This window comes from Paraburkholderia sp. Ac-20336 (genome assembly GCF_017105025.1).
In the GTDB taxonomy this organism is placed as follows: Bacteria; Pseudomonadota; Gammaproteobacteria; order Burkholderiales; family Burkholderiaceae; genus Paraburkholderia.
This window is the reverse complement of record NZ_JAAGPS010000083.1, coordinates 1-23,854: the sequence shown is the minus strand read 5'-3', so window position 1 is coordinate 23,854 and position 23,854 is coordinate 1. Positions and strand designations below refer to the sequence as shown.

At 62.2% G+C, this 23,854-nt stretch carries 19 protein-coding genes; 11 read left to right on the top strand and 8 right to left on the bottom strand.

The features are described 5' to 3' along the window. Positions 1 to 75: 75 nt before the first annotated feature. The 3 genes from GXB81_RS21370 to GXB81_RS21360 all read right to left on the bottom strand — a co-directional run bounded on the left by GXB81_RS21370 (position 76) and on the right by GXB81_RS21360 (position 1,623). Positions 76 to 462: a hypothetical protein gene (locus tag GXB81_RS21370; protein ID WP_205990257.1), complete on the bottom strand. Its 387-nt coding sequence runs from the start codon at positions 460 to 462 to the stop codon at positions 76 to 78. Positions 463 to 538: 76 nt separating this feature from the next. Beyond that, complete coding sequence (locus GXB81_RS21365; protein WP_205990256.1) at positions 539 to 1,021, bottom strand: hypothetical protein; 483 nt, start codon at positions 1,019 to 1,021, stop codon at positions 539 to 541. Further along, positions 988 to 1,623 carry a hypothetical protein gene (locus GXB81_RS21360; RefSeq protein WP_205990255.1) on the bottom strand — a complete coding sequence of 212 codons (636 nt, stop codon included), beginning with the start codon at positions 1,621 to 1,623 and terminating at the stop codon, positions 988 to 990. Before GXB81_RS21360 ends, GXB81_RS21365 begins: the two co-directional genes overlap by 34 nt. Before the next feature lie 663 nt (positions 1,624 to 2,286). Here GXB81_RS21360 and tssI point away from each other — a divergent pair. The 9 genes from tssI to GXB81_RS21315 all read left to right on the top strand — a co-directional run bounded on the left by tssI (position 2,287) and on the right by GXB81_RS21315 (position 17,587). Then, on the top strand, positions 2,287 to 6,255 hold the full coding sequence (gene tssI, locus GXB81_RS21355; protein ID WP_205990254.1) for a type VI secretion system Vgr family protein: 3,969 nt from the start codon (positions 2,287 to 2,289) through the stop codon (positions 6,253 to 6,255). Positions 6,256 to 6,262: 7 nt separating this feature from the next. Further along, positions 6,263 to 6,892 (top strand): hypothetical protein, encoded by a 630-nt coding sequence (locus GXB81_RS21350; RefSeq protein ID WP_167284824.1) that lies wholly within the window; start codon positions 6,263 to 6,265, stop codon positions 6,890 to 6,892. 22 nt (positions 6,893 to 6,914) lie between these two features. After that, complete coding sequence (locus tag GXB81_RS21345) at positions 6,915 to 7,811, top strand: hypothetical protein (RefSeq protein ID WP_205990253.1); 897 nt, start codon at positions 6,915 to 6,917, stop codon at positions 7,809 to 7,811. Positions 7,812 to 7,833: 22 nt separating this feature from the next. Next, positions 7,834 to 8,730 (top strand): hypothetical protein, encoded by an 897-nt coding sequence (locus GXB81_RS21340; RefSeq protein WP_205990252.1) that lies wholly within the window; start codon positions 7,834 to 7,836, stop codon positions 8,728 to 8,730. A 311-nt stretch (positions 8,731 to 9,041) separates the two neighbouring features. Beyond that, positions 9,042 to 12,287, top strand: a complete 3,246-nt coding sequence (locus tag GXB81_RS21335; protein WP_205990251.1) for an efflux RND transporter permease subunit — start codon at positions 9,042 to 9,044, stop codon at positions 12,285 to 12,287. Between the two features lie 23 nt (positions 12,288 to 12,310). Further along, a complete protein-coding gene (locus GXB81_RS21330; protein ID WP_205990250.1) occupies positions 12,311 to 13,537 on the top strand; it encodes an efflux RND transporter periplasmic adaptor subunit in 1,227 nt (408 codons plus the stop codon). Then, positions 13,537 to 15,201 carry an efflux transporter outer membrane subunit gene (locus tag GXB81_RS21325; RefSeq protein ID WP_241016462.1) on the top strand — a complete coding sequence of 555 codons (1,665 nt, stop codon included), beginning with the start codon at positions 13,537 to 13,539 and terminating at the stop codon, positions 15,199 to 15,201. Before GXB81_RS21330 ends, GXB81_RS21325 begins: the two co-directional genes overlap by 1 nt. Before the next feature lie 212 nt (positions 15,202 to 15,413). Next, positions 15,414 to 16,100 carry a heavy metal response regulator transcription factor gene (locus tag GXB81_RS21320; RefSeq protein WP_013591770.1) on the top strand — a complete coding sequence of 229 codons (687 nt, stop codon included), beginning with the start codon at positions 15,414 to 15,416 and terminating at the stop codon, positions 16,098 to 16,100. Further along, positions 16,097 to 17,587, top strand: a complete 1,491-nt coding sequence (locus GXB81_RS21315) for a heavy metal sensor histidine kinase (protein ID WP_205990249.1) — start codon at positions 16,097 to 16,099, stop codon at positions 17,585 to 17,587. Before GXB81_RS21320 ends, GXB81_RS21315 begins: the two co-directional genes overlap by 4 nt. On the opposite strand, the gene dinB is transcribed toward GXB81_RS21315, so the two are convergent. The 4 genes from dinB to GXB81_RS21295 form a co-directional block, all read right to left on the bottom strand. Next, positions 17,554 to 18,720 carry a DNA polymerase IV gene (gene dinB, locus GXB81_RS21310; protein WP_167043885.1) on the bottom strand — a complete coding sequence of 389 codons (1,167 nt, stop codon included), beginning with the start codon at positions 18,718 to 18,720 and terminating at the stop codon, positions 17,554 to 17,556. The genes GXB81_RS21315 and dinB overlap by 34 nt on opposite strands. A 219-nt stretch (positions 18,721 to 18,939) precedes the next feature. Next, on the bottom strand, positions 18,940 to 19,518 hold the full coding sequence (locus tag GXB81_RS21305) for a YceI family protein (RefSeq protein ID WP_167043888.1): 579 nt from the start codon (positions 19,516 to 19,518) through the stop codon (positions 18,940 to 18,942). Between the two features lie 108 nt (positions 19,519 to 19,626). Beyond that, positions 19,627 to 20,211: a YceI family protein gene (locus GXB81_RS21300; RefSeq protein ID WP_167284832.1), complete on the bottom strand. Its 585-nt coding sequence runs from the start codon at positions 20,209 to 20,211 to the stop codon at positions 19,627 to 19,629. A gap of 134 nt (positions 20,212 to 20,345) precedes the next feature. After that, positions 20,346 to 20,909 carry a cytochrome b gene (locus tag GXB81_RS21295; RefSeq protein ID WP_167043895.1) on the bottom strand — a complete coding sequence of 188 codons (564 nt, stop codon included), beginning with the start codon at positions 20,907 to 20,909 and terminating at the stop codon, positions 20,346 to 20,348. Positions 20,910 to 21,148: 239 nt separating this feature from the next. On the opposite strand from GXB81_RS21295, the gene GXB81_RS21290 reads away from it, so the two are divergent. Further along, on the top strand, positions 21,149 to 22,399 hold the full coding sequence (locus GXB81_RS21290) for an arsenic transporter (protein WP_205990248.1): 1,251 nt from the start codon (positions 21,149 to 21,151) through the stop codon (positions 22,397 to 22,399). Here the strand turns inward: GXB81_RS21290 and GXB81_RS21285 are convergent. Beyond that, complete coding sequence (locus GXB81_RS21285) at positions 22,396 to 22,671, bottom strand: hypothetical protein (protein WP_167043901.1); 276 nt, start codon at positions 22,669 to 22,671, stop codon at positions 22,396 to 22,398. The genes GXB81_RS21290 and GXB81_RS21285 overlap by 4 nt on opposite strands. Before the next feature lie 378 nt (positions 22,672 to 23,049). On the opposite strand from GXB81_RS21285, the gene GXB81_RS21280 reads away from it, so the two are divergent. Further along, positions 23,050 to 23,763: a response regulator gene (locus GXB81_RS21280; protein WP_167043904.1), complete on the top strand. Its 714-nt coding sequence runs from the start codon at positions 23,050 to 23,052 to the stop codon at positions 23,761 to 23,763. The last annotated feature ends 91 nt before the right edge of the window (positions 23,764 to 23,854 follow it).

The window sequence follows — 23,854 nt, the reverse complement described above, 5'->3', positions numbered from 1 at the left end:
GTTCACGGCGTGTAGGTGTGAATGTTGTCCAACCATTTGCCATTGGGAGGCTTCGTCATATTGGTCGTTTTCCGATCATGCAGCCGTAACTGCCATAGGCGAAACCGGCTTGATTTCGAACGAGTCGAGTTCAACCAGTAGATCGGTACCCAGTGTGGCCGAAAAAACGGCTATCGGCTTGGGTTGATAGTATGCTTTTCCAAAATAAGATTTCTCTAGCGATTCGAGTGCTTGCTTGTATTCGGTGGAATCATAGTCACGGAGAATCTTCGCATCGTAGACGATGTTCTGAATCAGAAAGTCATTGACGAGGCAACGCGATGCACCTTGAAAGATCACGCGCGCTTGCTGTGCTATGTCGTCGAGCATCAATAGCAGTTCCATGATCCTGGCGTCCATGTCTGCCGAGATACCGATCAAATACCAGTCGTGGAAGAATTCGTATTGCTTGAGTGTGTCCATAGATCAATTAATTCCGATGCGGCACATCTCCAGATCGGCCTGAAGCGAGTACTCGTTCTTTGCTGTCGATCGCATCTTAGGTAAATGATTCTGGCGTAATCCTGCCGCCTTCAATGACAAGGTGCGACCCGCTCACGCCCGGCGCGAAAAAACGCCAGTCCTCATCGTCTTCGGCACCATCTGGTGTAACGATGAGCCGAAAGTCCCGAGACAGGAAAAGTACGATGCTAGCTGCCTCGTCCACGGACACCGCCTCGACGAGCACCGGGCCGCGATCAACCAGACTTCCTCGAAGGCAATCAGCGCTGGCGTGCGCCTTTTCGTCCGGCCCACGCAGATCATCTTCCGTCGCGACAACCCGGCCACCTTCTTCCAGTCGCCATGAGCATTGGACGTGCAGCGCAAATGCACCACCTTCCAGGACAGTCCCTCTCGACGTTGTGTACTGCCGCTGCGGCCCAAACTGCATCGTCAACATATCCGCAGCGTGGCTGACCCAGCTAACGTTAAGACCAACCAACGCCGTCAGGCGTCGCGTGATTTCCTCTTTCGTGTCCATAGAACAATTCCGTTGAGGACTCCGATTGTGGGCGTGCGGTTTCGGCCGCTATGCACATACGCGAACGCCTGAGCATTGCCGAGCGGCGTCGATACCGGCATGGCGATCGTTCCATCCGGCAGCACGTCTCCAGGTCGGGAGAACCAGATCGCGAGGTCATCATCGGATGATAGCCGTGGCAATCTGGGGCGCTCAAGCGAGCGAGCAGTGCGCGCCACGCGTTGCTTGGGCCGGAATAGTTGCGACGGCGAGAAGGTCTCATGGTACGGCCGGGGCAGCTGTTCGATACGCACACTGCGTCCGCCCGAGGCATGCGGCTTCGCCGCGATTGCAATCACATCGCCGCGCTCGACGGCGGTTCGTAGTTTCTGGACGAGTTGATTCGGCGCGGCGCCGCTCACGTATGCGCAGCCTGGCGCATGGCGCATGAACTCGACAAGTCGCGCCAACTGGCGCGTGTCATGTGTGATACCCCATGCGTTTGCCGAAGTAATGAGCTGGCGGCCGGCGTGTGCTTCATCGCTAAAGGCATCGCCGTAGTATTCCCGTCGCGTGAAGAGCGTGCAATTCCGATGCACCCCGACCTTGAAGTCAATCGCCATCTGTCTGTAATCCCAACAACATGCGTCTCCCGGTCAATTCGAAATCCGAAGCCCGTATACGTAACACGCGGCAAGGAATGGCGCTATAGAACAGACACAGTCGATAACATTGATTCTTGCATCGACCCGTCATGCGGCACCGCGCACGCACCAGCACCACGCCTCGGCCAGAACGCACCGGTACCAGAGCACCTATCCTTTCGACCGGGACAACAACGCGCCCGTCACTCTCCGTAACGTTTCATGCGATTGCCTTCGTTAAAGCGTCTTTATCTCGAATTGATTGCGTTGACCTGAGGGTTCCTGAATGGTTTGCTAGTGAGCTTTGCAAACCGTTCGGGCGTTTGGGGAACAGATTCACGCGGCCGGCCCCGCGCAGGGATCGCTCGATTTCCCTACCCGTGTGGTTGCGTGTTTCCTCATCACTCTCAGGAGCGCAATGGTGAAAGACACAAGCGGAAAGGACATGATCCGCTCCGGCGAGATAGCCAAACACGGAGCCAAACACGGTGGCTATATCGCCGGAGCGGCAACCGCTCTTGCACGCACGCGGCATTGGATCGCTCATTGCGAAGAGCCTATCTATCCACCGCGACGTGGCCGTTGCGCACGTGGGCGACGCGAGCACGCACGCCGCCATGCATATCGATGCCTGAGGCGCGCATGAAATGGGATGTCCAGACGCGCGACATCGAGTTCACCTGTCCCGCGCTTCCCGAAATGGTCGGACGCGGGCCAGGCGGCAAGGCGTTCAGCGAGCCGATGCTGATCGCGCGCAGTATCAGGGGACGCGAGGCGGTGGGCGAACTGTTCGAATACGTCGTCGTCGCCGAGAGCCAGCCTGGCTTTCTGCAAAATCCGGCCGACGCCGCGCAGATCGATCTGGAGCCGATCATCGGACTCCACGGCACCGTCGCGATTCAGCTTGCCGGCATCGGTACGTCTTTCATGGGCGAGCAAGGCGAGATCGGGCGCGCCAATGTCGGCGCCGATACGCGTTACATCAGCGGCGAGATTGTCTCGGCGCGCATCCGGTGTGTGGAAGATCGCGCGGCCGTCTATGAATTCGTGTTGCGCCCCTTCGTATGGCAAGCGACGCAGAACTGCGATTCGCGCATTTTCAGCGGTTCGGTGATGGACGTGCTGCGGGACGTTCTCGCGAAGTACGTGGGCACGATCGAATGGCGTATCGGCGGTCCGTGGGGCGGCAAGGCTTACTATCCGCCGCGCGACATGGTCCGGCAGGCATGGGAGTCGGACTGGACGTTCGCACTTCGTCTGATGGAGGAGTGGGGTCTGGTGTTCTGGTTCGAGCACCGGAAGGATTTTCACAGCCTCGTAATCTCCGACACGTCGGGCGGATTCGAGCGGCATGGCGTCGCCTATGAAGCGTTGCGCTATCACACGGGCAGCCGGATCGACGAGGAGCACATCGGCGAACTGGCCGTGACGTACACCGCGACGGCGGGCAGGGCGACCGTCAACGATCACAACTACATGCGGCCTCGCCTCGGGAAGGGGCGGGTGGCGAGCCGCGAGGAGCACGAGGACACGAGCGGCACGGCTAATGGCGAGATCGAAATCTATGCGCCCGCCGAATTCGCGCAGCCCGAAACGCGTTCCACGACTGAGCAGCACGACATGCACGAGGAGGGCCGGCATCTGGCGCGCGTGAAGTTGCAGGCGGCGCGTTGCAAGGGGCTGCGCGCGAAGGGCAAGGGGCATCTGCGCGGGCTCGAGCCGGGCCGCACCTTCACGCTGGCGAACTATCCGCAGGCAGCCGCGAATCGCGAATATGTCGTGCTGGCCTGCGAACTGGATATGACCGAAGTCGGCACGTCGACTGTCGGTACGTCAGCGGATGCACGACGCACCTATGCGGTCAATGCGGAATTCGAACTGCATCCCGTCGGCGAGCCATATCGATTGCCGCAGATAACGCCGAAACCGCGCGTCGAGGGTTATGAATATGCAGTTATCGTGGCTCCGCAGGACCACGAAATGTGGACCGACTATCGCAACCGTCTGTTGATCCAGTTCGACTGGGACCGCGAGGCCAGGTTCGATGGCGCCCGGTCGATCTGGGTACGTGTCGTGACGCAAGCGCAGGGGCGCGAGATGGGCGTGGTCACGCCGGGGCGTGCCGGCCAGATGGTGGTCGTCTCGCATGTTCACGGCGATCCCGACCGGCCTGTCGTCGCGGGATTCGTAGTGGACAGCGACAATCTTCCGCCTTGGCAACTGCCCGCGAACGCGGCCTTGAGTGGCATGCGCAGCAGGCGTCTCGAACACGGTGCGGAGTCGAATCATCTGGCGCTGGACGATACACCCGGCAAACAGCAGGCGCAGCTTGCGAGCGATCATGCGAAGTCGAGCCTGAGTCTGGGCTTCATCACGCGGATCGACGGCAACAAGGGGCGGCAGGATGCGCGTGGCGAAGGCTTCGAATTGCGTACTGATCGTTGGGGCGTGCTGCGAGCAGCACGAGGACTTCTCGCGACGACGTTCTCGCGGCCCAACGCGGCTGGCCAGGCAAAGGACGTGTCGGAGACGCATGCGCGCCTGACCGAGGCGCGCGGCATTCACGAGGACATGGCGCAACTCGCCCAGCGCCACGGCGCGCAGAGCGCGGCGGATAACCAGGGCGACGTATCGAAGGCGCTCAAGGATGCCAACGCGGCGCTACGAGGCCAAGCCGCAGCGAATTCCGACGACTTCCCCGAACTTGCAAATCCCGATATCGCGATTTCGAGCGCGGCCAACGTTCACTTGAGCGCAACGGCCAGCATGCACATTGCGAGCCGCGAACACACGGCGTTGACCTCCGGCGGGAGTGTCGCGATTGCGGCGCTGAAGTCGCTTTACGCGTCGATCGGTGGGCGGATAGCGCTGTTTGCGTCGAAGGCGATCACGATCCTGACGCCGGGGCGCGTGCGTGTCGAATCGCAGACCGATGAGATCGAGCTGATTGCGCGGAAGGTCATCAATATCCTGAGTCAGGAGAAGGAAATCCGGCTGACGGCGCAGCGTATCTTGATGAGGGCCGGCGACACGCTATTCGAGCTTGGACCCAACGGAATTTTTGGGCACACCAAGGGCGCGTTGCTCTTTCGTGCCGCATCTCGCGCAATGCACGGCCCGCTGAATGTGCCGGTAAGGGCTCCCATGACGGATCTCGCCCTCGCGAAGGTCGCCGAACATTTCGTGCTGGTCGACAACCGCTCGGGGTTGCGGATAGCGGAGCAGCCTTACAGGGTGACGCTGACCGATGGCCAGGTCATCACGGGAACCACGAGCGCGATTGGCGAGACTGCGCTGGTACTCGCCCAAACCATGCAGATGGCAACCGTCGAGATTTTGCATAACGACGGTAGCGGCAATGCCGCGGCGATCTTGCAGCCGATGATGACGCAGTCGGCGGAGCGTGTTGGTCACTCAGAGGGCAGTCCCGAGATGGCTTTTGAAAAGCGTGCGGTTCAGAGCCATCGAATCGGTTCGAGTACTTTGCAAGCCAATGGCGATCAGCCGTCGACCTCGGGATTCGATATTCACTATGCGCTGTGCAGTCCGTATAACTGGGGGATGCGTTATTCGAAGGCGAATGAGAATCGGCCAGGGCAGCTGGAATTTCCGGAGGCGAGGAAATTCGCGGTGGCTATTCGGGAGGTGTTGCTCGATGAGGTGTTGTGGGGGGATAACTATTATGGAGGGCAGGGGAAGAGGCCGTCGCTTCAATTGACGTTGCCGCTAGAGACCGATTCATGCAAAAAACTCGCCGGGCTCCTGCTCTCCGTTATCAAATCGGCGCTTACCGATCCTTCATCGGGTTCTTTCGCCATTCCGGAGACGTGCGCACCTAATGTGATAGTAAGTGCTAAACCATTGCCGAACAATGACGCAGGCACATTTGATCCTGCGTCATGGACATTGAGCGTGAGTGGTCCCGCGATGCTACTGCTCTTTGAAACTCGGTCAAAAGAAACTCTCGAAGCCGGGGTGACGGATGCTGTAGCGAAGCTCACAGATTTCGTTAACACAATCTATCACGAGACACGTCATTGCCAGCAATGGTTCTGGATGTTCGCAATGATGCAGCAACAAGCGGCAAACTTCAGTGGTACGCCTGATATAGCTCGGTTGCCTGCGGAAGTAGCAAAAAATGGAACAGCGCCGGATGTTGTCAACATAGCCTCAAGCCAGAAAATTCCAGACGACAACTTGGCGTTGACCGGTATCAAGCGCATGACTGCAGGAGCTTATCTATTCGTGCTTTACAAGTATTACCGCGAGAATATCCGTCCGAGCTACATATCAGACAGCATTTCTTTTAGCAGTGAATATACGAGTGCGCGCCAGCAAGCAAAGGAGCTATTGAGCGATGCAGGAGCCGGAGGGACGCCAATCGACGTGGACAGGATGCTTGCAGATGGCATTGGACAAGGCTATCTGAGTAGGCCGTGGGAGGACGATGCCTTTTTCTGTGGAGAACTAGCTGGAATTTATTGGACGGGAAATGAACCTCAAAACATTGCTGATAATCAGTGCAGCCGCAAGTATGCACTCGCCTATAACGCAAGCCGCCTCGCCTCAATTGCTGGGCAGCAGTCAACCCCTCACGATGAGAAAAAGTGAGATGCCAATGATGCCACCCGAACAAGACATGACGAGTGAACAACAGGCACAAATGCTTCAGGCTATGAAAACAGGTCTGCGGTGGGTTGCTGGAGAAATTACTTTCGAAGACGTGCAGTGGATTCTCGGGAAATATCAGGACGGTCCCTACGATACCGGTTCCGGTCTTTCCTATGTCTACTACCCAGGAAACAGGATGTCGATTGAATTTGTATTCGATAAAATAAGGCTGAATGACCGCAATCCCACGGTTAGATATTTCCAGTTGCGGGTAAGCGATTATCTAAAGACCCACCTCGAAAAAGAAAACTACGAAGCCTACCTTGGACTCCATCGCCTTGTACGTGGGGAACTGATTGACGGAGTACGAAAAGAACAGCGCACTTTCTTCAATCCCGGAATGGGTGACTTTCTTGGCGATCGCAATCATGTGTGGCTTTCATATCGTTTTCCGCTGTCGGCGGACTCACCGTTCGACGTCTACGCGGACTTCTATTTTGAAGGCGAGAATGACGAGCCCGATTACGCCAGCCTGAAAACGACGGATAACCTGCGCTCCGTGATGTTCATCCGCAGATATCTGACCCAGGAAGAGTTGGAGCAGCGCCGCATGGCGAAGAGTCAGAAGTCGGAGTAATGACCTATGTAAAGGATATGTCGTGTCACGAGGCAAGCGAAGGAAAGGCGTATCGCTTGCTTCCGGCAATTGGTATCTGAAAGCAATTACCCGCGATGCCCCTTATTTCGTCAAGACGATACTTCTTTATGCGGGGAACTGGCTGGAATTTATTGGACGGGAAATGAACCTCAAAACATTGCTGATAATCAGTGCAGCCGCAAGTATGCACTCGCCTATAACGCAAGCCGCCTCGCCTCAATCGCTGGGCAGCAGTCAACCCCTCACGATGAGAAAAAGTGAGATGCCAATGATGCCGCCCGAACAAGACATGACGAATGAACAGCAGGCACAAATGCTTCAGGCCATGAAAACAGGTCTGCGATGGGTTGCCGGAGAAATTACTTTTGACGATGTGCAATGGATTCTTGGAAAGTATCAGGACGGTCCCTACGATACCGGCTCTGCCCTTGCCTATATGTACTATCCTGACAGTAGGGTATCGATCAAATTCTCGTTCGATAAGACCAGGCTAACTGATCGTAAACCTACCGTCAGGTATTTTCAGATTCGGGTAAATGGTAATCTCAAGACCCATATTGCAAAGGAAAATTACGAAACCTACCTTGGACTTCACCGGCTTGTATACGGTGAGCTGATTGACGGGGTACGAAAAGAACAGGGGCACTTCTTTAGTCCCGGAATGGGTGATTTTCTCGGTGACCGCAATCATGTCGGACTTTCATATCGTTTGCCGCTGTCTGCGGACTCACCGTTCGACGTCTACGCGGACTTTTATTTTGAAGGCCGGGATGACCCACCCGATTACGTTAGCCTGAAAACAGCCGATAACCTGCGCTCGGTGACGATCACCCGAATTTATCTGACGCCAGAGGAACTTGACCAACGCCGCATGGCGAAGACTCAGAAGCCGGAGTGATGATCTACGTAAAGGATATTTCGTGCCACGAGGCACGCGAAGGAAAAGCGTATCGCTTGCTTCCGGCAATGGACGTCTGGAAGCCATGCTTCCCGATGCCCCTTGTTTCGTCAAAACGATACTTCTTTATGTAGAGAGCTGGCTGGAATTTATTGGACGGGAAATGAACCTCAAAACATTGCTGATAATCAGTGCAGTCGCAAATATGCACTCGCCTACAACGCAAGCCGCCTCGCTTCAATTGCTGGATCGCAGTCAACTCTCAACAATGGGGCAAAGTGAAATACCAGTGATGCTGCCAAAACATGACATGACGAATGAGCAGCAGGCACAAATGCTTCAGGCGATGAAAACAGGACTGCGGTGGGGTGCCGGAGAAATCACTTTCGACGATGTACAGTGGATTCTTGGAAAATATCAGGACGGTCCCTATGAAAGCGCCTCAGAACTCTCCTACATTTACTACCCAGGAAATAGGATGTCGATTGAATTTGCATTCGATAAGACGAGGCAGACTGACCGCAAGCCCACTGTCAAATATTTTCAGCTGCAGGTGAGCGATCATCTCAGACCCCACCTCGCAAAGGAAAATTACGAAACCTACCTCGGACTCCATCGGCTTGTATACGGCGAGCTGATTGACGGCGTACGAAAAGAACAGGGCCGTTTCTTTAATCCCGGAATGGGCGACTTTCTCGGCGACCGCAACCATGTCGGACTTTCATATCGTTTGCCTTTGCCAGCCGACTCACCATTCGACGTCTACGCGGACTTCTATTTTGAAGGCCGGAACGACCCGCCTGACTACGCCAGCCTGAAAACAGCCGACAATCTGCGTTCGGTGACGATCACCCGCATCTACCTGACACCGGAAGAACTGGACCAGCACCACACCGCAAAGAGTCAAAACCCGAAATAACCGACCTTACAAATACAAAAACACCCCACAGAAAACCGAACGCACATTTCGCAATATTTCATACGACGGCCACCCACAAATCAGCAAGCACTCCCTTAACTGCGCCCAATTCTAATTAAAAAACGTTTGCGTGCCCTTAAATCCGCGGCAACCTTCCACCCACGCCGCACCCCCGCAAAACATCCAATCACCTTACATCCACCTTCCTGACAATTTAGCCATTTTGGTGTCATGCAGGTGTTGGTCCTACCGATCTAGCATAAGCGGGATTTCGCTCTCCCTTCCACCTGCATTCTCTCTGGCCCGTTTCAATGTGGATCGTCAACGTAGCACTTAAGCGGCCATACACGTTCATCGTGATGGCGATTCTGATCGTGCTGGCGACGCCCTTCGTGCTGTTCACCACGCCCGTCGACGTGCTGCCGGAAATCAACATTCCGGTGGTCAGCATCATCTGGACGTACACCGGTCTGTCGGCCGAAGACATGGCCAACCGGATGACGTCGGTCAACGAGCGCAGTCTGACCACCACCGTCAACGACATCGAGCACATCGAATCGCAGTCGCTGCAAGGCATCTCGATCATCAAGGTGTTTCTCCAGCCGAACGCGAACATCCAGACCGCGATCGCGCAGACCGTGGCCGTCGAGCAGTCGCAGTTGAAGCAGATGCCGCCCGGCGCGACGCCGCCGGTCGTCATCAGTTACTCGGCGTCGGCGATTCCGGTGATCCAGCTCGGCCTGTCGAGCCCGAAGCTCTCCGAGCAGGCGCTCAACGACACCGCGCTGAACTTCCTGCGCCCGCAGCTCGTGACGATTCCGGGCGCGGCCGTGCCGTATCCGTACGGCGGCAAGTCGCGGTTGATCTCGGTCGACCTCAACACGCGGGCGCTGCTCGCCAAGGGGCTGACGCCGATCGACGTGGTCAACGCGTTCAACGCGCAAAACCTGATCCTGCCGACCGGCACGGCCAAGATCGGGCCGAAGGAATACACGGTCAACATGAACGGCTCGCCGCCGACGCTGGAAGGGCTCAACGACATTCCGGTGCGCACGGTCAACGGCGCGACCACCTATCTGCGTGAAGTCGCGCACGTGCGCGACGGTTATTCGCCGCAGACCAACATCGTGCGGCAGAACGGCAGTCGCGGCGTGCTGATGTCGGTGCTGAAGAACGGCGACGCCTCGACGCTGACGATCGTCAACCGGCTGAAAGCGCTGTTGCCGGGGGCGCGTGCGGTGCTGCCGTCCGATCTGCAGATCACCGCGCTATTCGATCAGTCGGTGTTCGTGAAGGCGGCCGTGCAGGGCGTGGTGCGCGAGGCGCTGGTGGCCGCCGCGCTGACCGCCGCGATGATCCTGCTGTTTCTCGGCAACTGGCGCAGCACCTGCATCATCGCGATCTCGATTCCGCTGTCGATCCTCTCGTCGCTGATCGTGCTGCACGCGCTCGGGCAGACCATCAACATCATGACGCTCGGCGGGCTCGCGCTGGCGGTCGGGATTCTGGTCGACGACGCGACCGTGACGATCGAGAACATCGAGCGGCATCTGCACATGGGCTCCAATTTGCACGATGCGATTCTCGACGGCGCGGGCGAAATCGCGATTCCGGCGCTCGTCTCGACGCTGTGTATCTGTATCGTGTTCGTGCCGATGTTCTTCCTCGCCGGCGTCGCGCGCTATCTGTTCGTGCCGCTCGCGGAAGCGGTCGTGTTCGCGATGCTCGCCTCGTACATCCTCTCGCGCACGCTCGTGCCGACGCTCGCGATGCTGCTGATGGGGCACGCGCACAAGCCGAAGGCCGGCGCGAAGCCGAACCTGTTCATGCGCGTCTATCATCGTTTCGACGCGGGCTTCGAGCGCATGCGCGCGGCCTACATCGTGATCCTGAGCAGCCTGCTCGTGCGTCGCAAGATGTTCGGCACGCTGTTCCTCGGGTTCTGCGTGCTGTCGATGGGGCTCTTCTTCGTGCTCGGCGAAGACTTCTTCCCGAGCGTCGACGCGGGCGACATCCGTCTGCACCTGCGCGCGCCGACCGGCACGCGCATCGAGGAAACCGCGCGGCTCGCCGACGAGGTGGAGAAAGTGATTCGCGAAGTCGTGCCGCCGAAGGAGCTCGGCACGATTCTCGACAACCTCGGCCTGCCGTATAGCGGCATCAACATGTCGTACAGCAACTCGGGCACGATCGGCACGCTCGATGGCGAAATCCAGATCGCGCTCAACGAAGGCCACAAGCCGTCGCAGATGTATATGGACAAGCTGCGCACGATCCTGCCGCAGCGTTTCCCGGGCGTCGAGTTCTTCTTCCAGCCGGCCGACATCGTCACGCAGATCCTGAACTTCGGGCTGCCCGCCGCGGTGGACGTGCAGATTTCCGGGGCGAACCAGAAGGGCAACTTCGACATCGCGAGCAAGCTGCTCAAGCAGGTGCGGCTGATTCCCGGCACGGTCGACACGCATATCCAGCAGAAGCTCGACGAGCCGGTGATCGATCTGCACATGGACCGCACGCGTCTGCAACAGTTGAACCTGAGCGCGAACGACGTGGCGCAGAACGTGCTCATTTCGCTCTCGGGCAGCTCGCAGACTTCGCCGGGCTTCTGGATCAACAACCGGAACGGCGTCGAATACAAGGTCGCGGTGCAAACGCCGCAGTACCAGGTATCGTCGATCGACGAACTGCTCCGCACGCCGGTGTCGACCTCGGCCTTCGGCCCGACGCAGCTGCTCGGCAACCTCGTGAAGGTGACGCCGCAGCAGCAGTTCGCGGAAATCACGCACTACAACATCCGCCCGGTGATCGACCTGTACGTGAGCGTCGAGAAGCGCGATCTCGGCAGCGTCGCGAATCAGGTCGACAAGCTCGTCGACCAGGTGCGCGCGTCGCTGCCGCGCGGCAGTACCATCACGGTGCGCGGCCAGGTGCAGACGATGCGCAGCTCGTTCCTCGGGCTCGGGCTCGGCGTGGCGATGGCGATCGTGCTCGTGTATCTGCTGATCGTCGTGAACTTCCAGTCGTGGGTCGATCCGCTCATCATCGTCAGCGCGTTGCCGGCGGCGCTCGCGGGCATCGTATGGATGCTGTTCCTCACGGGCACGCATCTGAGCGTGCCCGCGCTGACCGGCGCGATCATGACGATGGGCGTTGCGACCGCCAACAGTATTCTGATGGTCGCGTTCGCGCGCCAGCGGCTCGCGGCCGGCGCGCCGCCGCTCACGGCCGCGATCGAGGCCGGCGCGAGCCGGATCCGCCCGGTGCTGATGACCGCGTTCGCGATGATTATCGGCATGATCCCGATGGCGCTCGGTCTCGGCGAAGGCGCCGAGCAGAACGCGCCGCTCGGCCGTGCGGTGATCGGCGGCCTGCTGTTCGCGACGGTATCCACGCTGTTCTTCGTGCCGCTCGTGTTCGCGGGCATTCATGGCCGTCTCGCGCGCCGCAAGAAAGAGGGCGGCGACCACGACGGCGGCAATGACGGCAATGACGACAGCAATGGCAACGGCGGCGGCAGCCCGGCGCCCGAGCATAGCGGCGCGGCGACGCCCGCGTAAAAGTTAAACGATGGTTGACTGAGATGACCGAAAAAAACCATGCATCGCTAGCGATTCCCCCGCGGGAAACCGAAGAAGGGGAGCACATGCTGCCACCGCGTCACCGCGAATGGAAACGCGCGAAGATCGCGGTCTGCATCGTGCTCGTGCTGCTCGCGCTCGGCGCGCTGCGCACCGTGATCGCCAACGTGCTGCAAAGCCGCGAGGTCGAGGCGACCACGCAGCAGAACGCCGTGCAGTACGTGAACGTCGTCATGCCGAAAGAGACCGACAGCGGCGGCAGCACGCTGCTGCCGGGCACGTTGCGCGGCTACGTTGAATCGCCGATCTACGCGCGCTCGACCGGTTATCTGCTGCACTGGTACGCCGATATCGGCGCGCACGTGAAGCAGGGCCAACTGCTCGCCGAACTCGACACGCCGGAAATCGACCAGGAACTCGCGCAGGCGCTGGCGCAGCGTCAGCAGACCAGTTCGAGCCTCGGCCTCGCGAAAAGCTCGCTCGAACGCTGGCAGCAATTGCGGCAACGCGATGCGGTCTCGCAGCAGGAACTCGACGAACGGCAAAGCACGTATACGCAGGACGTCGCCAATCTCGCCGCCGCGGATGCCAACGTCAAGCGTCTGCAGCAGCTCGAATCGTTCAAGCGGATCGTCGCGCCGTTCACGGGCGTGGTCACGCAGCGCAACGTCGACGTCGGCGATCTGATCGACGCGGGCAGCGGCACGAGCCGCGCGCTGTTCGCGCTCGCGCAGTCGGACCCGCTGCGCGTCTACGTGCAGTTGCCGCAGGCCTACGCGCAGAACGTCGCGGTCGGGCAGAAGGTGGTGGTCACGCAGGCCGAATTGCCGGGGCAGCAGTTCGACGGCAAGATCACGCACATGTCGGGCGCGATCGACGTGCCGACGCGCTCGCTGCAAATCGAAGTGACGCTGCCGAATCCCGACGACAAGCTGCGGCCCGGCGCCTACGTGCAGGTCGCGGTGCCCGCGGCCGCCCAGGCGCGGCTCACGGTGCCGAGCAATGCGCTGCTGTTTCGCGCCGAAGGTCCGCGCGTCGCGGTCGTCGATGCGAAGGGCAACGTGAGCCTGCGCAAAGTCGTGATCGCGCAGGACCTCGGGCAGACGCTCGAAATCGACAGCGGCGTCGCGCTGACCGATCACATCATCATCAACCCGAGCGATTCGATTGCCGACGGCGATCACGTGCAGATCGAGCCGACCGGGAAAAACGGCAAGGAGGCGTCGTGATGTTCGCGGCTTCATGCCGGGAGCGGGCGCGGGAACCTGCGCGCAAGCGGGCACGCGGCGGCGCGCTCGCCGCGCTGAGCGCGCTCGCCGGCGCGGCGCTGCTCGCCGCCTGCACGGTCGGCCCGGACTATCAGCGCCCGCAGGCCGAGGTGCCGCCGGACTGGCACACCGATTCGTTCTGGCGCGTCGCCGCGCCCTCGCATGCGCCGATCGCGCCCGACTGGTGGACGAGCTTCGCCGATCCGACGCTCACCTCGCTCGAAGCCGAGGCGCTCGCGCAGAACCAGACGCTCGTCGCGGCGAGCGCGCACTACGAGCAGGCGCGCGCGACGCTTGCGAACCTGAGCGCGCAGCGCGTGCCCGAAGTCGATCTCGGCGCAAGCGGTTCGCGCTTCCGGATTTCGCACGACCGGCCGCTCACGAACTACGCGACGCCGACGCAATCGACGGTGCAGAACAACATCCAGCTCGGGCCGACGATCAGCTACGACACCGATCTGTTCGGGCGCATCCGCCGCGAGGTCGAGGGCGCGAAGGCGTCGGCGGAACAGTCTGCCGACGATCTCGCGAATGCGCGCCTCGTGCTGACGACCGATCTGGCCAGCGACTATTTCTCGCTGCGCGAGCTCGACGCCGAGATCGACGTGCTGAACCAGTCGGTCAAGCTGCAACAGAAAGCGCTCGACTACGTGAGCTCCGAGCACGATCTCGGCGCGGTGTCGGGGCTCGACGTGCTGCAGCAGAAATCGCAGCTCGATGCGACGCGCGTGCAGGCGCAACTGCTGCTCAACCAGCGCGCGCAGTACGAGCATGCGATCGCCGCGCTGGTCGGCGTGCCGGCTCCGCAGTTCGCGATCGAGCCGAAGGTGGTCGACATCAAGGCGCCGGCCATTCCGCTCGGCGTGCCGAGCGACGTGCTGCAACGGCGGCCCGACGTGGCTTCGGCCGAACGCGCGATGGCCGCGGCCAACGCGCAGATCGGCGTGGCCAAGGCCGCGTTTTTCCCGAGTCTGACGCTCACGCCCGGCATCGGCTGGGAGAGCACCGAGTTCGCCAATCTGCTCACCGCGCCGACGCTGATGTGGACGCTCGGCGCGACGGTTGGCCAGGTGCTGTTCGACGGCGGACGGCGCGCGGCCAACGTCAAATACGCGAGCGCGGGCTACAAGGCCACCGAGGCGAACTATCGGCAGACGGTGCTGAGCGCGTTCCAGCAGGTGCAGGACGGCATTACCGGACTGTCGGTGCTCGACGGCGCGGCGAAGCAGTCGAGCGAGGCGGTTGAGGATGCGCAGCGGCTGCTGTCGCTCGCGAACGACCGCTATTCGGGCGGTCTCGTCGCGTATCTGAACGTGATCGATGCGCAACAGTCGCTGCTCACGAGCGAGCGCCAGGACGTGCAGATTCATGGCCAGCAGTTGACGGTGTCGGTCGCGCTCGTGAAGGCGCTCGGCGGCGGCTGGGATGCGGGCGGTACAGGTGCCGCAGGCGGGACGGATGGCGCCGGCAGCAGTGGCGCGAATGGCAACGGTAACGGCGGCAGTCATGATGGCCGTAGCGGCGGCGCACAGGCCGCGAATGCGACGAACGCAGCGAACGTCACGAACGTAGCCAACCTGCCGGCTAGCGCGCAACCGCAGCGGACACCGGCGCCCGCGCGCTGACCTGCTATCTCGCGAAGCCCGCCGCTCGGCACGCGGGGCCGGGCCGTGGCAGAGCCAGGCCAGGCCCAAATCAAGGCCGAGGCCTGCGCCCAGGCCGGCGCCGCTGGCAGCAAGAATCAAGGGTCGTTTCGTATAATGCAAGGTCGGGCAGCGACGTTGCAAGGGACCGTAGCCGATGCTGAAGCACTGGCCACGGCCGACAGGGGACACGCATGAAATTGCTGATTGTTGAAGACGAGCACAAGGTCGTGGACTACTTGCGCTCCGGTTTGACAGAGCAGGGCTGGGTCGTCGACGTCGCGCTCGACGGCGAGGAAGGCATGCATCTGGCAACCGAATTCGATTACGACGTGATCGTCCTCGACGTGATGCTGCCCAAGCGCGACGGCTTCAGCGTGCTGAAGGCGCTGCGCATGCGCAAGTCGACGCCGGTCATCATGCTGACCGCGCGCGATCACGTGAACGACCGCGTGCGCGGTCTGCGCGAAGGCGCCGACGACTATCTGACCAAACCGTTTTCGTTTCTCGAACTCGTCGAGCGTCTGCATGCGCTCGCGCGCCGCACGCGTTCGCAGGAATCCACGCTGATTTCGGTCGGCGATCTGTTCGTCGATCTGATCGGCCGCCGTGCGACGCGCGACGGCGTGCGGCTCGATCTGACCGCGAAAGAGTTCCAGCTGTTGAGCGTGCTCGCGCGCCGCCAGGGCGATATTCTCTCGAAGACCGCGATTACCGAACTCGTGTGGGACGTCAATTTCGACAGCCACACCAACGTCGTCGAAACCGCGATCAAGCGGCTGCGCGCGAAGCTCGACGGCCCGTTCCCCTCGAAGCTGCTGCACACCGTGCGCGGCATGGGCTACGTGCTCGAAGTGCGCGAAGAGGCCGAGCCGTCATGAACCGCTCGATCGCCCGGCGTCTCGCGCTGATGTTCGCGTTCGTCGCGCTGTTCGTGTTCACGCTCGTGGGCACCGGGCTCTTTCTCGTGCTGCGCACGCAGCTCGAACACCATCTGCGCGAATCGCTCGACGATCGCACGCAGATCGCGCGCATCATCGTCTATCACGCGAGCACGGCCGACAAATGGCGCATCGCCCGCGAAAAACTCACCGACATGACGCCGCACGACAGCAGCACCGTGTACGCGGTGTCGAGCGAGGACCCGAATTTCCGCTTCGGCACGCCGGTGCAGGGCACGGTCATGAAAAGCTGGCCCGATGGCTACGCGCGCATCACGCCGGCGGACGGCGGTCCCGACATGCTGACGTTCACGATGACGCTGGCGGCCAATGCCTCGCGGCCACCCGTGCAGTTGCAGGTCGCGTCGAGCTATTCGCCGAATCTGCGCACGATGCGCGTGTTCGGCTCGACGCTTGCCGCGCTTTCCGCGCTCGGCAGTCTCGCCGTGCTGCTGCTCAGCTATTCGGTCACGCGCATCGGGCTCGCGCCGCTCACGCGTCTCACGCGCGACGCCTCGGCGGTGAGTCCGAACAATCGCTCGCAACGGCTCAACACGGCGTCGCTGCCGCTCGAACTCAACGACCTCGCGAACTCGTTCAACGGCGCGCTCGAACGGCTCGACGGCGCCTATGGCCGCCTCGAATCGTTCAACGCGGACGTCGCGCACGAACTGCGCACGCCGGTGACGATCCTGATCGGCCAGACCGAAGTCGCGCTCACGCGCAACCGCTCGGTCGACGATCTGCGCCATACGCTGCAATCGAACCTCGAGGAATTCGAGCGCATGCGCGCGATCATCAACGACATGCTGTTTCTCGCGCGCGCCGATCAGGGCGAACGCGCGACCGGGCTCGTCGAGGTATCGCTCGCGGCGGAAGTCGCGCATACGCTGGAGTTTCTCGAGATTCCGCTCGAAGAGGCGCGCGTGCATGCGCAACTGCATGGCGATGCGCTCGCGCGCGTGAACCGCTCGCTGTTCGGCCGCGCTTGCACGAATCTGCTGATGAACGCGATCCAGCATTGCGAGCCGGGCGCGTCGATCAGCGTGACGATCGCGCGCGGGGAAGGCCGCATGAGCGGCCAGTGGTGCGTGGCCGTCGCGAATCCGGGCGCGCCGATCGCGCCGGACGTGTTCGAGCATCTGTTCGACCGCTTCTATCGCGCCGAAGCCTCGCGCACCAACAGCCGCGAAAACCACGGGCTCGGGCTCGCGATCGTAAAGGCGATCGCGGAGATGCATCGCGGCACCGTGTCCGCGCAGAGCGCGAACGGCGTCAACACGTTTGCGTTTTCGGTGGCGGCGACAGCGGTGCCGGGCGAGATGCCGCCCGAGGCGCCCGCACGCCCGGTTGCGAATGCGGTGGGTGTGCCGACCGATACGGCCGATACGACCTATGGGTCGCTCGCGAAGGGCAAGTCGGCCTGAACCGGCAAACGCGGCTTGAGCGCCGCTTCGCTCGCCGGCATCAACGCGCTGATGCGCACGCCCAGCAAGCGCAGCTTGCGGTTCAACTCCACCCGCCGTAGACATTCGGTGGCCGCGCGGCGAATCTCGGCGGCGTCGGCGGTCGGGTCGTCGAGCGTCAGATCGCGCGTGACCGTGCGGAAATCGTCGTAACGCAGCTTGATGCCGACCGTGCGGCCCACGTAGCCCTTGCGCGCGAGATCGTCGGCGACGCGCACGCACAGCCCCGTAAACGCGCTCGATAGCGCCGGGCGGTCATGACGCGGATGCAGATCGCGCTCGAAGGTGGTCTCGCGGCTGATCGATTTCGGCTCCGATTCGACCACCACCGGACGCTCGTCGTGGCCCTGCGCGACCTGCATGAGCCAGGCCGAATAGCTACGCCCGAAATGGTCCTGCAACAGCCCCGCGTCGGCGGCGGCGAGATCGCCGACCGTCGCGATGCCGAGCGCGGTCAGTTTCTGCGCGGCCTTCGGGCCGATGCCGTTGACCTTGCGCACCGGCAGCGGCCACACGCGCAGCGGGATGTCGGCCGGCGCGAGGAGCGTGAGGCCGTCGGGCTTGTCGAGTTCGGAGCCGATTTTCGCGAGCAGCTTGTTCGGCGCGACGCAGATCGAGCACGTGAGGCCGGTCGCCTGTCTGACGGCCTGCTTGATGCGCATGCCGAGGTCGCGCGGCTCGCCGGGCAGCTCGGTGAGGTCGATATAGATTTCGTCGATGCCGCGATCCTCGATGCGGTCCGTGAACGTCCTGACCGCGGCCTTGAACAGGCGCGAGTAGTGGCGGTACGAGTCGAAGTCGGTCGGCAGCAGGATCGCGTCGGGCGCGAGCGCGGCGGCCTTCATCATCCCCATTGCCGAAAACACGCCGAGCGCGCGCGCTTCGTAGGTGGACGTGGTAACGACGCCGCGGCCCGCGTAATCGCGCAGTTTCGCGAAGCGCTTGCTGCCGTCTTCGAGCACCTGCGGTGCGCTGTTGCGGCCGCCGCCGATCACGACCGCGCGCCCGCGCAGCTCGGGATAGCGCAGCAGCTCGACGGACGCGTAGAACGCGTCCATGTCGAGATGCGCGATGCGGCGGGGCGGAGAATTCATGAAGCGGTGGACGCGCGGGTAATGACGGTTGGACGATCGGACGATCGATGCCGGCGCCGCGCTGTGTCTGTCGCGGTCTGCCAAACCGTCATGGTACCTTGCCGGCGCTCATCGTCCGAGCGCCGCCGCGGCCCACTGAAAACGACATCGCGGGCGCCCGACGGCGCGCCCGCGATGGGTGCTACGTGTCTGCTACATGCCCGTTACGTCGGGCCTGCCTTACTGCTTGATGCCTTCAGCCTGGATATGCAGCGTCGTCTTCATGTTGAAGCCGTACGCCTTGCCGAAGTCGACCCCGAAGTCGTCGCGGTTGAACGTCGCGGTCGATTCCGTGCCGCACACTTCGCGCTTGAGCATCGGGTGCTGAATGCACTTGAACGATTCGATCTTCAGATTGACCGGCTTCGTGACGCCATGCATCGTCAGCGTGCCGATCACTTCGACCGGCTTGTCGCCGTCGAAGCGGATCTGCGTGCCCTTGTAGGTCGCGGTCGGGAACTTCGCGGTGTCGAAGAACTTCTCGCCGACGAGTTCCTCGTTGAGCTTGTCGTTGCCGATGTCGACCGAGGTCATGTCGATCGTCACATCGACGGTGCCGGTTTTCGCCGCGCGATCGAGCACCACGGTGCCGCTGCTCTTCTTGAACTTGCCGCGCCAGATCGAGACGCCGCCCATGTGATCGGCCTCGAAGCTCGGGGACGTGTGGGTCGGATCGAGCACGTAGGTGTCGGCGGCCATCGCGTTGAACGACAGCGCAGCGGCGAGCGCGCCCGCGGCGAGCAGGAAGGATTTTTTCAAGGTGGACTCCAGATTTCAGAAAGTGTCGTGGTACGGCGGTCGTGTGACATGCCGTCGTGCTTCGGTGCTGCGTATCCGGTACTGCGTATTGCGATGCTGCGTTCCGCGTTATTTCTTCGTGGAAACGAGGTGGAATTTGATGACGACTTCATCGGCGACGACCGAGGTGTCCTTCCACTCGCCGGTGCCGACGTCGAACTGCGTGCGCTTGATCGGCAGCGAGCCGTCGAAGGTTTGCGTCGCGCCCTGGCTCGCGATCACGACCGGCACCACGACGGTTTGCGACTTGCCCTTGATCGTGAGCTTGCCGGTCACCTTGTACTGGTTGCCGCCGGCCGGCGCGATCGCGCTCGATACGAAGGTCGCGTTCGGGAAGGCCGCGCTGTCGAACCATTCCTTGCCTTGCGCCTGCTTGTTGTAGTCGTCGGCGCCGAGGTCGTAGCTCGCGGTGTCGATCGACACGTTGGCGCTGCCCGCCGTCGGTTTGGCCGGATCGAAGTTCAGTTGCGCCGAGAACTTTTTGAACTTGCCGTCGACGGGCACGTTCATCTGTTTCGTCGTGGCAACGACGCTGCTTTTGGCGAGATCGACGTCGGCGTGCGCGAGGCCCGCGCCGAACAGGGAAAACGCGGCGAGGCCGGCGAGCGCGGCGCGCTGGGCGGCGTGATGGAAGTGGTGAAGGGTCGCTTTCATGGTGGTACGCATCCTATCCGAGTCGCGCGCGTTCATTGCATACCGCGCGGAATTAGATTGCCAACGGGTCGTAGTCAATCGGGTGCCGGCGGGCTGGCCGAAGCCTGCGCGTCGCTTCGTGTCGCTTCGTGCGGTCATGCGCGCGTCTTCAGAAACGGCACCATGCGGGCGAGCAGGCCGTCTCGATCGATGAACTGATGCTTGAGCGCGGCGAGCACGTGCATGGCGACGAGCGCGAGCAGCGTGTAATTGAGCAGCACGTGAACCGTGCGCAGCGTCGCCTTCAGCGCCTGGTCGGGGCCGATGAAGGTCGGCAGCGGCACGAGGCCGAGATACACGACCGGAATGCCGGCCGCCGAGGTATAGAAGTAGCCGGACAGCGGAATCGCCAGCATCAGCAGATACAGCACGCCGTGCACGAGATGCGCGGCGGCCTTCTGCCAGCCGGGCGTCGCGTCGTCGAGCGCGGGCGCGCGGTGCGTAGCGCGCCAGAGCACGCGGAGCACCGCGAGCGCGAAGACGGTCACGCCGATCCACTTGTGCCACGAGAAGTACTTGAGCTTCGTGGGCGTAAAGCCGGGGATATCGGTCATGATCCAGCCGATATAGAAACCGCAGATGATCAGCGCCGCGATCAGCCAGTGCAGCGCGATGGCCGCGCCGTTGTAGCGGACGGCATCGGAAGGTCGAGTGGGCATCGTGTCGTGTCGGTTGCGCGCGACGGATCGCGCATCAGTGCGGATAGTAGGGACACCCATGGAAACTGAATAGACGGGTGAGCGAAAACAGATTGTTGTCGCCGTGACGCTAATGGCTTTGAAAGACAGCTTTGAAAGCCTGGCGCGCCGGGCGAGGCGCTGTGGTAATTTGTGACCCCAACAAGCGGGTTGTATCAGGCAAAGCACAATCCGCGCAACCCTTCAGCCGGGCCGACTTCGTGAATTCCGTGTTTCTTTCGTGGGGTATTGCCGCGCTTGCCACCGCCGGTGTCATCGCGCGGCCGTTCAAATGGCCCGAGGCCGTGTGGGCCGTCGCCGGTGCGCTGCTGCTCGTGTCGCTCGGCCTGTTGCCCGTGTCGCTCGCCGTCGAGGCGATCGGCAAGGGCAGCGACGTCTATCTGTTCCTGTTCGGCATGATGCTGCTCTCGGAAGTCGGCCGCCGCGAGGGGCTGTTCGACTGGGTCGCGGTGCTCGCGGTCAACCATGCGCGCGGCTCGCCGCGCAAGCTGTTCGTGCTCGTGTACCTGGTCGGCGTCGTGATTACCGCGTTTCTTTCCAACGATGCGACCGCGGTCGTGCTCACGCCGGCCGTGTTCGCGGCCGCGAAGACAGCGAAAACGCCGCCGTTGCCGCTGCTGTTCGTCTGCGCGTTCGTCGCCAATGCGGCGAGCTTCGTGCTGCCGATCTCGAATCCGGCCAATATCGTGCTCTACGGCAATCACACGCCGCCGCTCGGGCCGTGGATGCTGCGCTTCACGCTGCCGTCGCTGCTGTCGATCGGCGCGACCTTCGTGATGCTGCGCTGGACCCAGCGCGAGGCGCTGGCCGGCGTCTGCGCGGCGAATCTCGAGGCGGTGATGCTGTCGGCGAGCGGGCGCGTCGCGCTCGCGGGCATCGCGGTAACGGCGGCCGCGTTGCTGACGGTCTCCGCGTACGACATCCCGCTCGGCATGCCGACCGCGATCCTCGGCACGCTGACCGCGCTCGTCGTACTTATCAAGGAGCGCAAATCGCCGCTGCCGATGATCCGCGAAATCTCGTGGAGCGTGCTGCCGCTCGTCGCCGCGCTGTTCGTGCTCGTCGAGATGCTCGATCACACGGGCGTGATTGCGACGCTCGCGGCCGCGTTGCGGCGCGCGACCGAACACAACGAAATGGCCGCGGCGGGCTGGGCCGGCGCAATCGTCGCGTTCGGCAGCAACCTGATGAACAACCTGCCCGCCGGCCTGATCGCGAGTTCGACGGTGTTGCAGGCGCACAGCCCCGAGCGCGTGATCGACGCGCTGCTGATCGGCGTCGACCTCGGGCCGAACCTGTCGATTACCGGTTCGCTCGCCACGATCCTCTGGCTCAACGCGATTCGCCGCGAAGGCGAGGACGTGAGCTTCGCGAAGTTCCTCAAGGCCGGCGTGTTCGTGATGGTGCCGGCACTCGTGCTGGCGCTCGGCGCGCGGATTCTAACGGCTTAAGCGTCGGGGACGAGCGTGTTTGGAGGTTCATAGCCGAGGCCGCGAGGCCGCCGCGTTTTGGCGCCGGCCAGGTTCCGTGTCGCGCCGACCGAGCGCAGCGTCGCTTCGAGTTGCGCGAGACGTTGGCGTTGCGTCGGCAGCATCGTCGACGAACGGGTCAGCGCATGCAGCCGTTGATGCCAGTACGACAGCGGAAAACGGTCGCGCGTGGAAATCAGGCTGAAGACGATTTCGAGGTGAGCGATTTCTTTATCGATATCCTGGTAACTCATCTGAGGGTTCCGGAAGAAATGGGTGGTTAGCCCCGCGCGAACCGGCGTTACGTAGCAAACTTCGTTCCTGCCCGCGCGCAGGGCTTCCCGCCCATTGCGGCAACGGCAAGCGCGCCCGGCAGCAGGTGTCGGCGCGGCAGGCGTGACGGTAGAAAGTGCAAAGCGCTGCAAGCTTTACGTGTAGCGCTGAATACATCGTGCGAACCGTCCTGCTGGCGCTGTCTTCCCTGCGTTCGGACAGCGGGAATTCACGAGGCGTGGGCGCCTGACGCATGTCCTATGCTGGTTCAACGGCGCCGGTTGCGGCCGGGGCGGGGTCGCCGAGGTCGCAGCGGTCGCGCAGGGCGCGAGCCGGCGCCCGCTACGAGGAGCTTGCGCATGGAACGCCCCGCCAGAATCATCGTGCTCGACGACGAAGCCGAACTGCGCAACATGCTGCTGCGCTTTCTGCGCGGCCACGGCTTCGACGTGCGCGCCGCCGAAGACAGCAAGCGGCTGTACCGCTATCTCGAACGCGAGCCGTTCGATCTGCTCGTGCTCGATCTGATGATCGGCGAAGAGGACGGCCTCGAAATCTGCGCGAAGCTGCGCGCGCAAGGCGAGACGCTGCCGATCCTGATGCTGACCGCGAAGGGCGATCCGCTCGACCGCGTGACCGGCCTCGAAACCGGCGCCGACGATTACCTCGCGAAACCGTTCTTGCCGCGCGAACTGGTCGCGCGCATCAACGCGCTGCTGCGGCGCCAGAAGATGGCCGCGGGCGATGTTACCGTGACCTCGCAGCGCGTGCGTTTCGGCGACTTCACGCTCGACGTCGGCAAGCAGGAACTGCGGCGCGCGGGCGAACCGCTCGAGATTCATTCGGCGCAGATGCTGCTGCTCGTCGCGCTCGCGTCGTCGCCGAATCGTGCTGTGAGCCGCGACAATCTGCTCGCGCGCGCCCGCGGGCGCGACCATGACGCGCTCGATCGCAGCATCGACGTGCAGGTGCTGCGGCTGCGGCAGATTGTCGAGGACGATCCGGCCAAGCCGCGTTTCATCCGCACCGTGTGGGGCGTCGGCTACATGCTCGCCGCCGACGTCGAACCATGACGCGCGCGCTCTGGCAGCGGGCGCTGCCGAGGACGCTGCTCGCGCGCAACATCGCCTTGCTGATCGCACTCGTGATGCTGAGCCAGGTTTA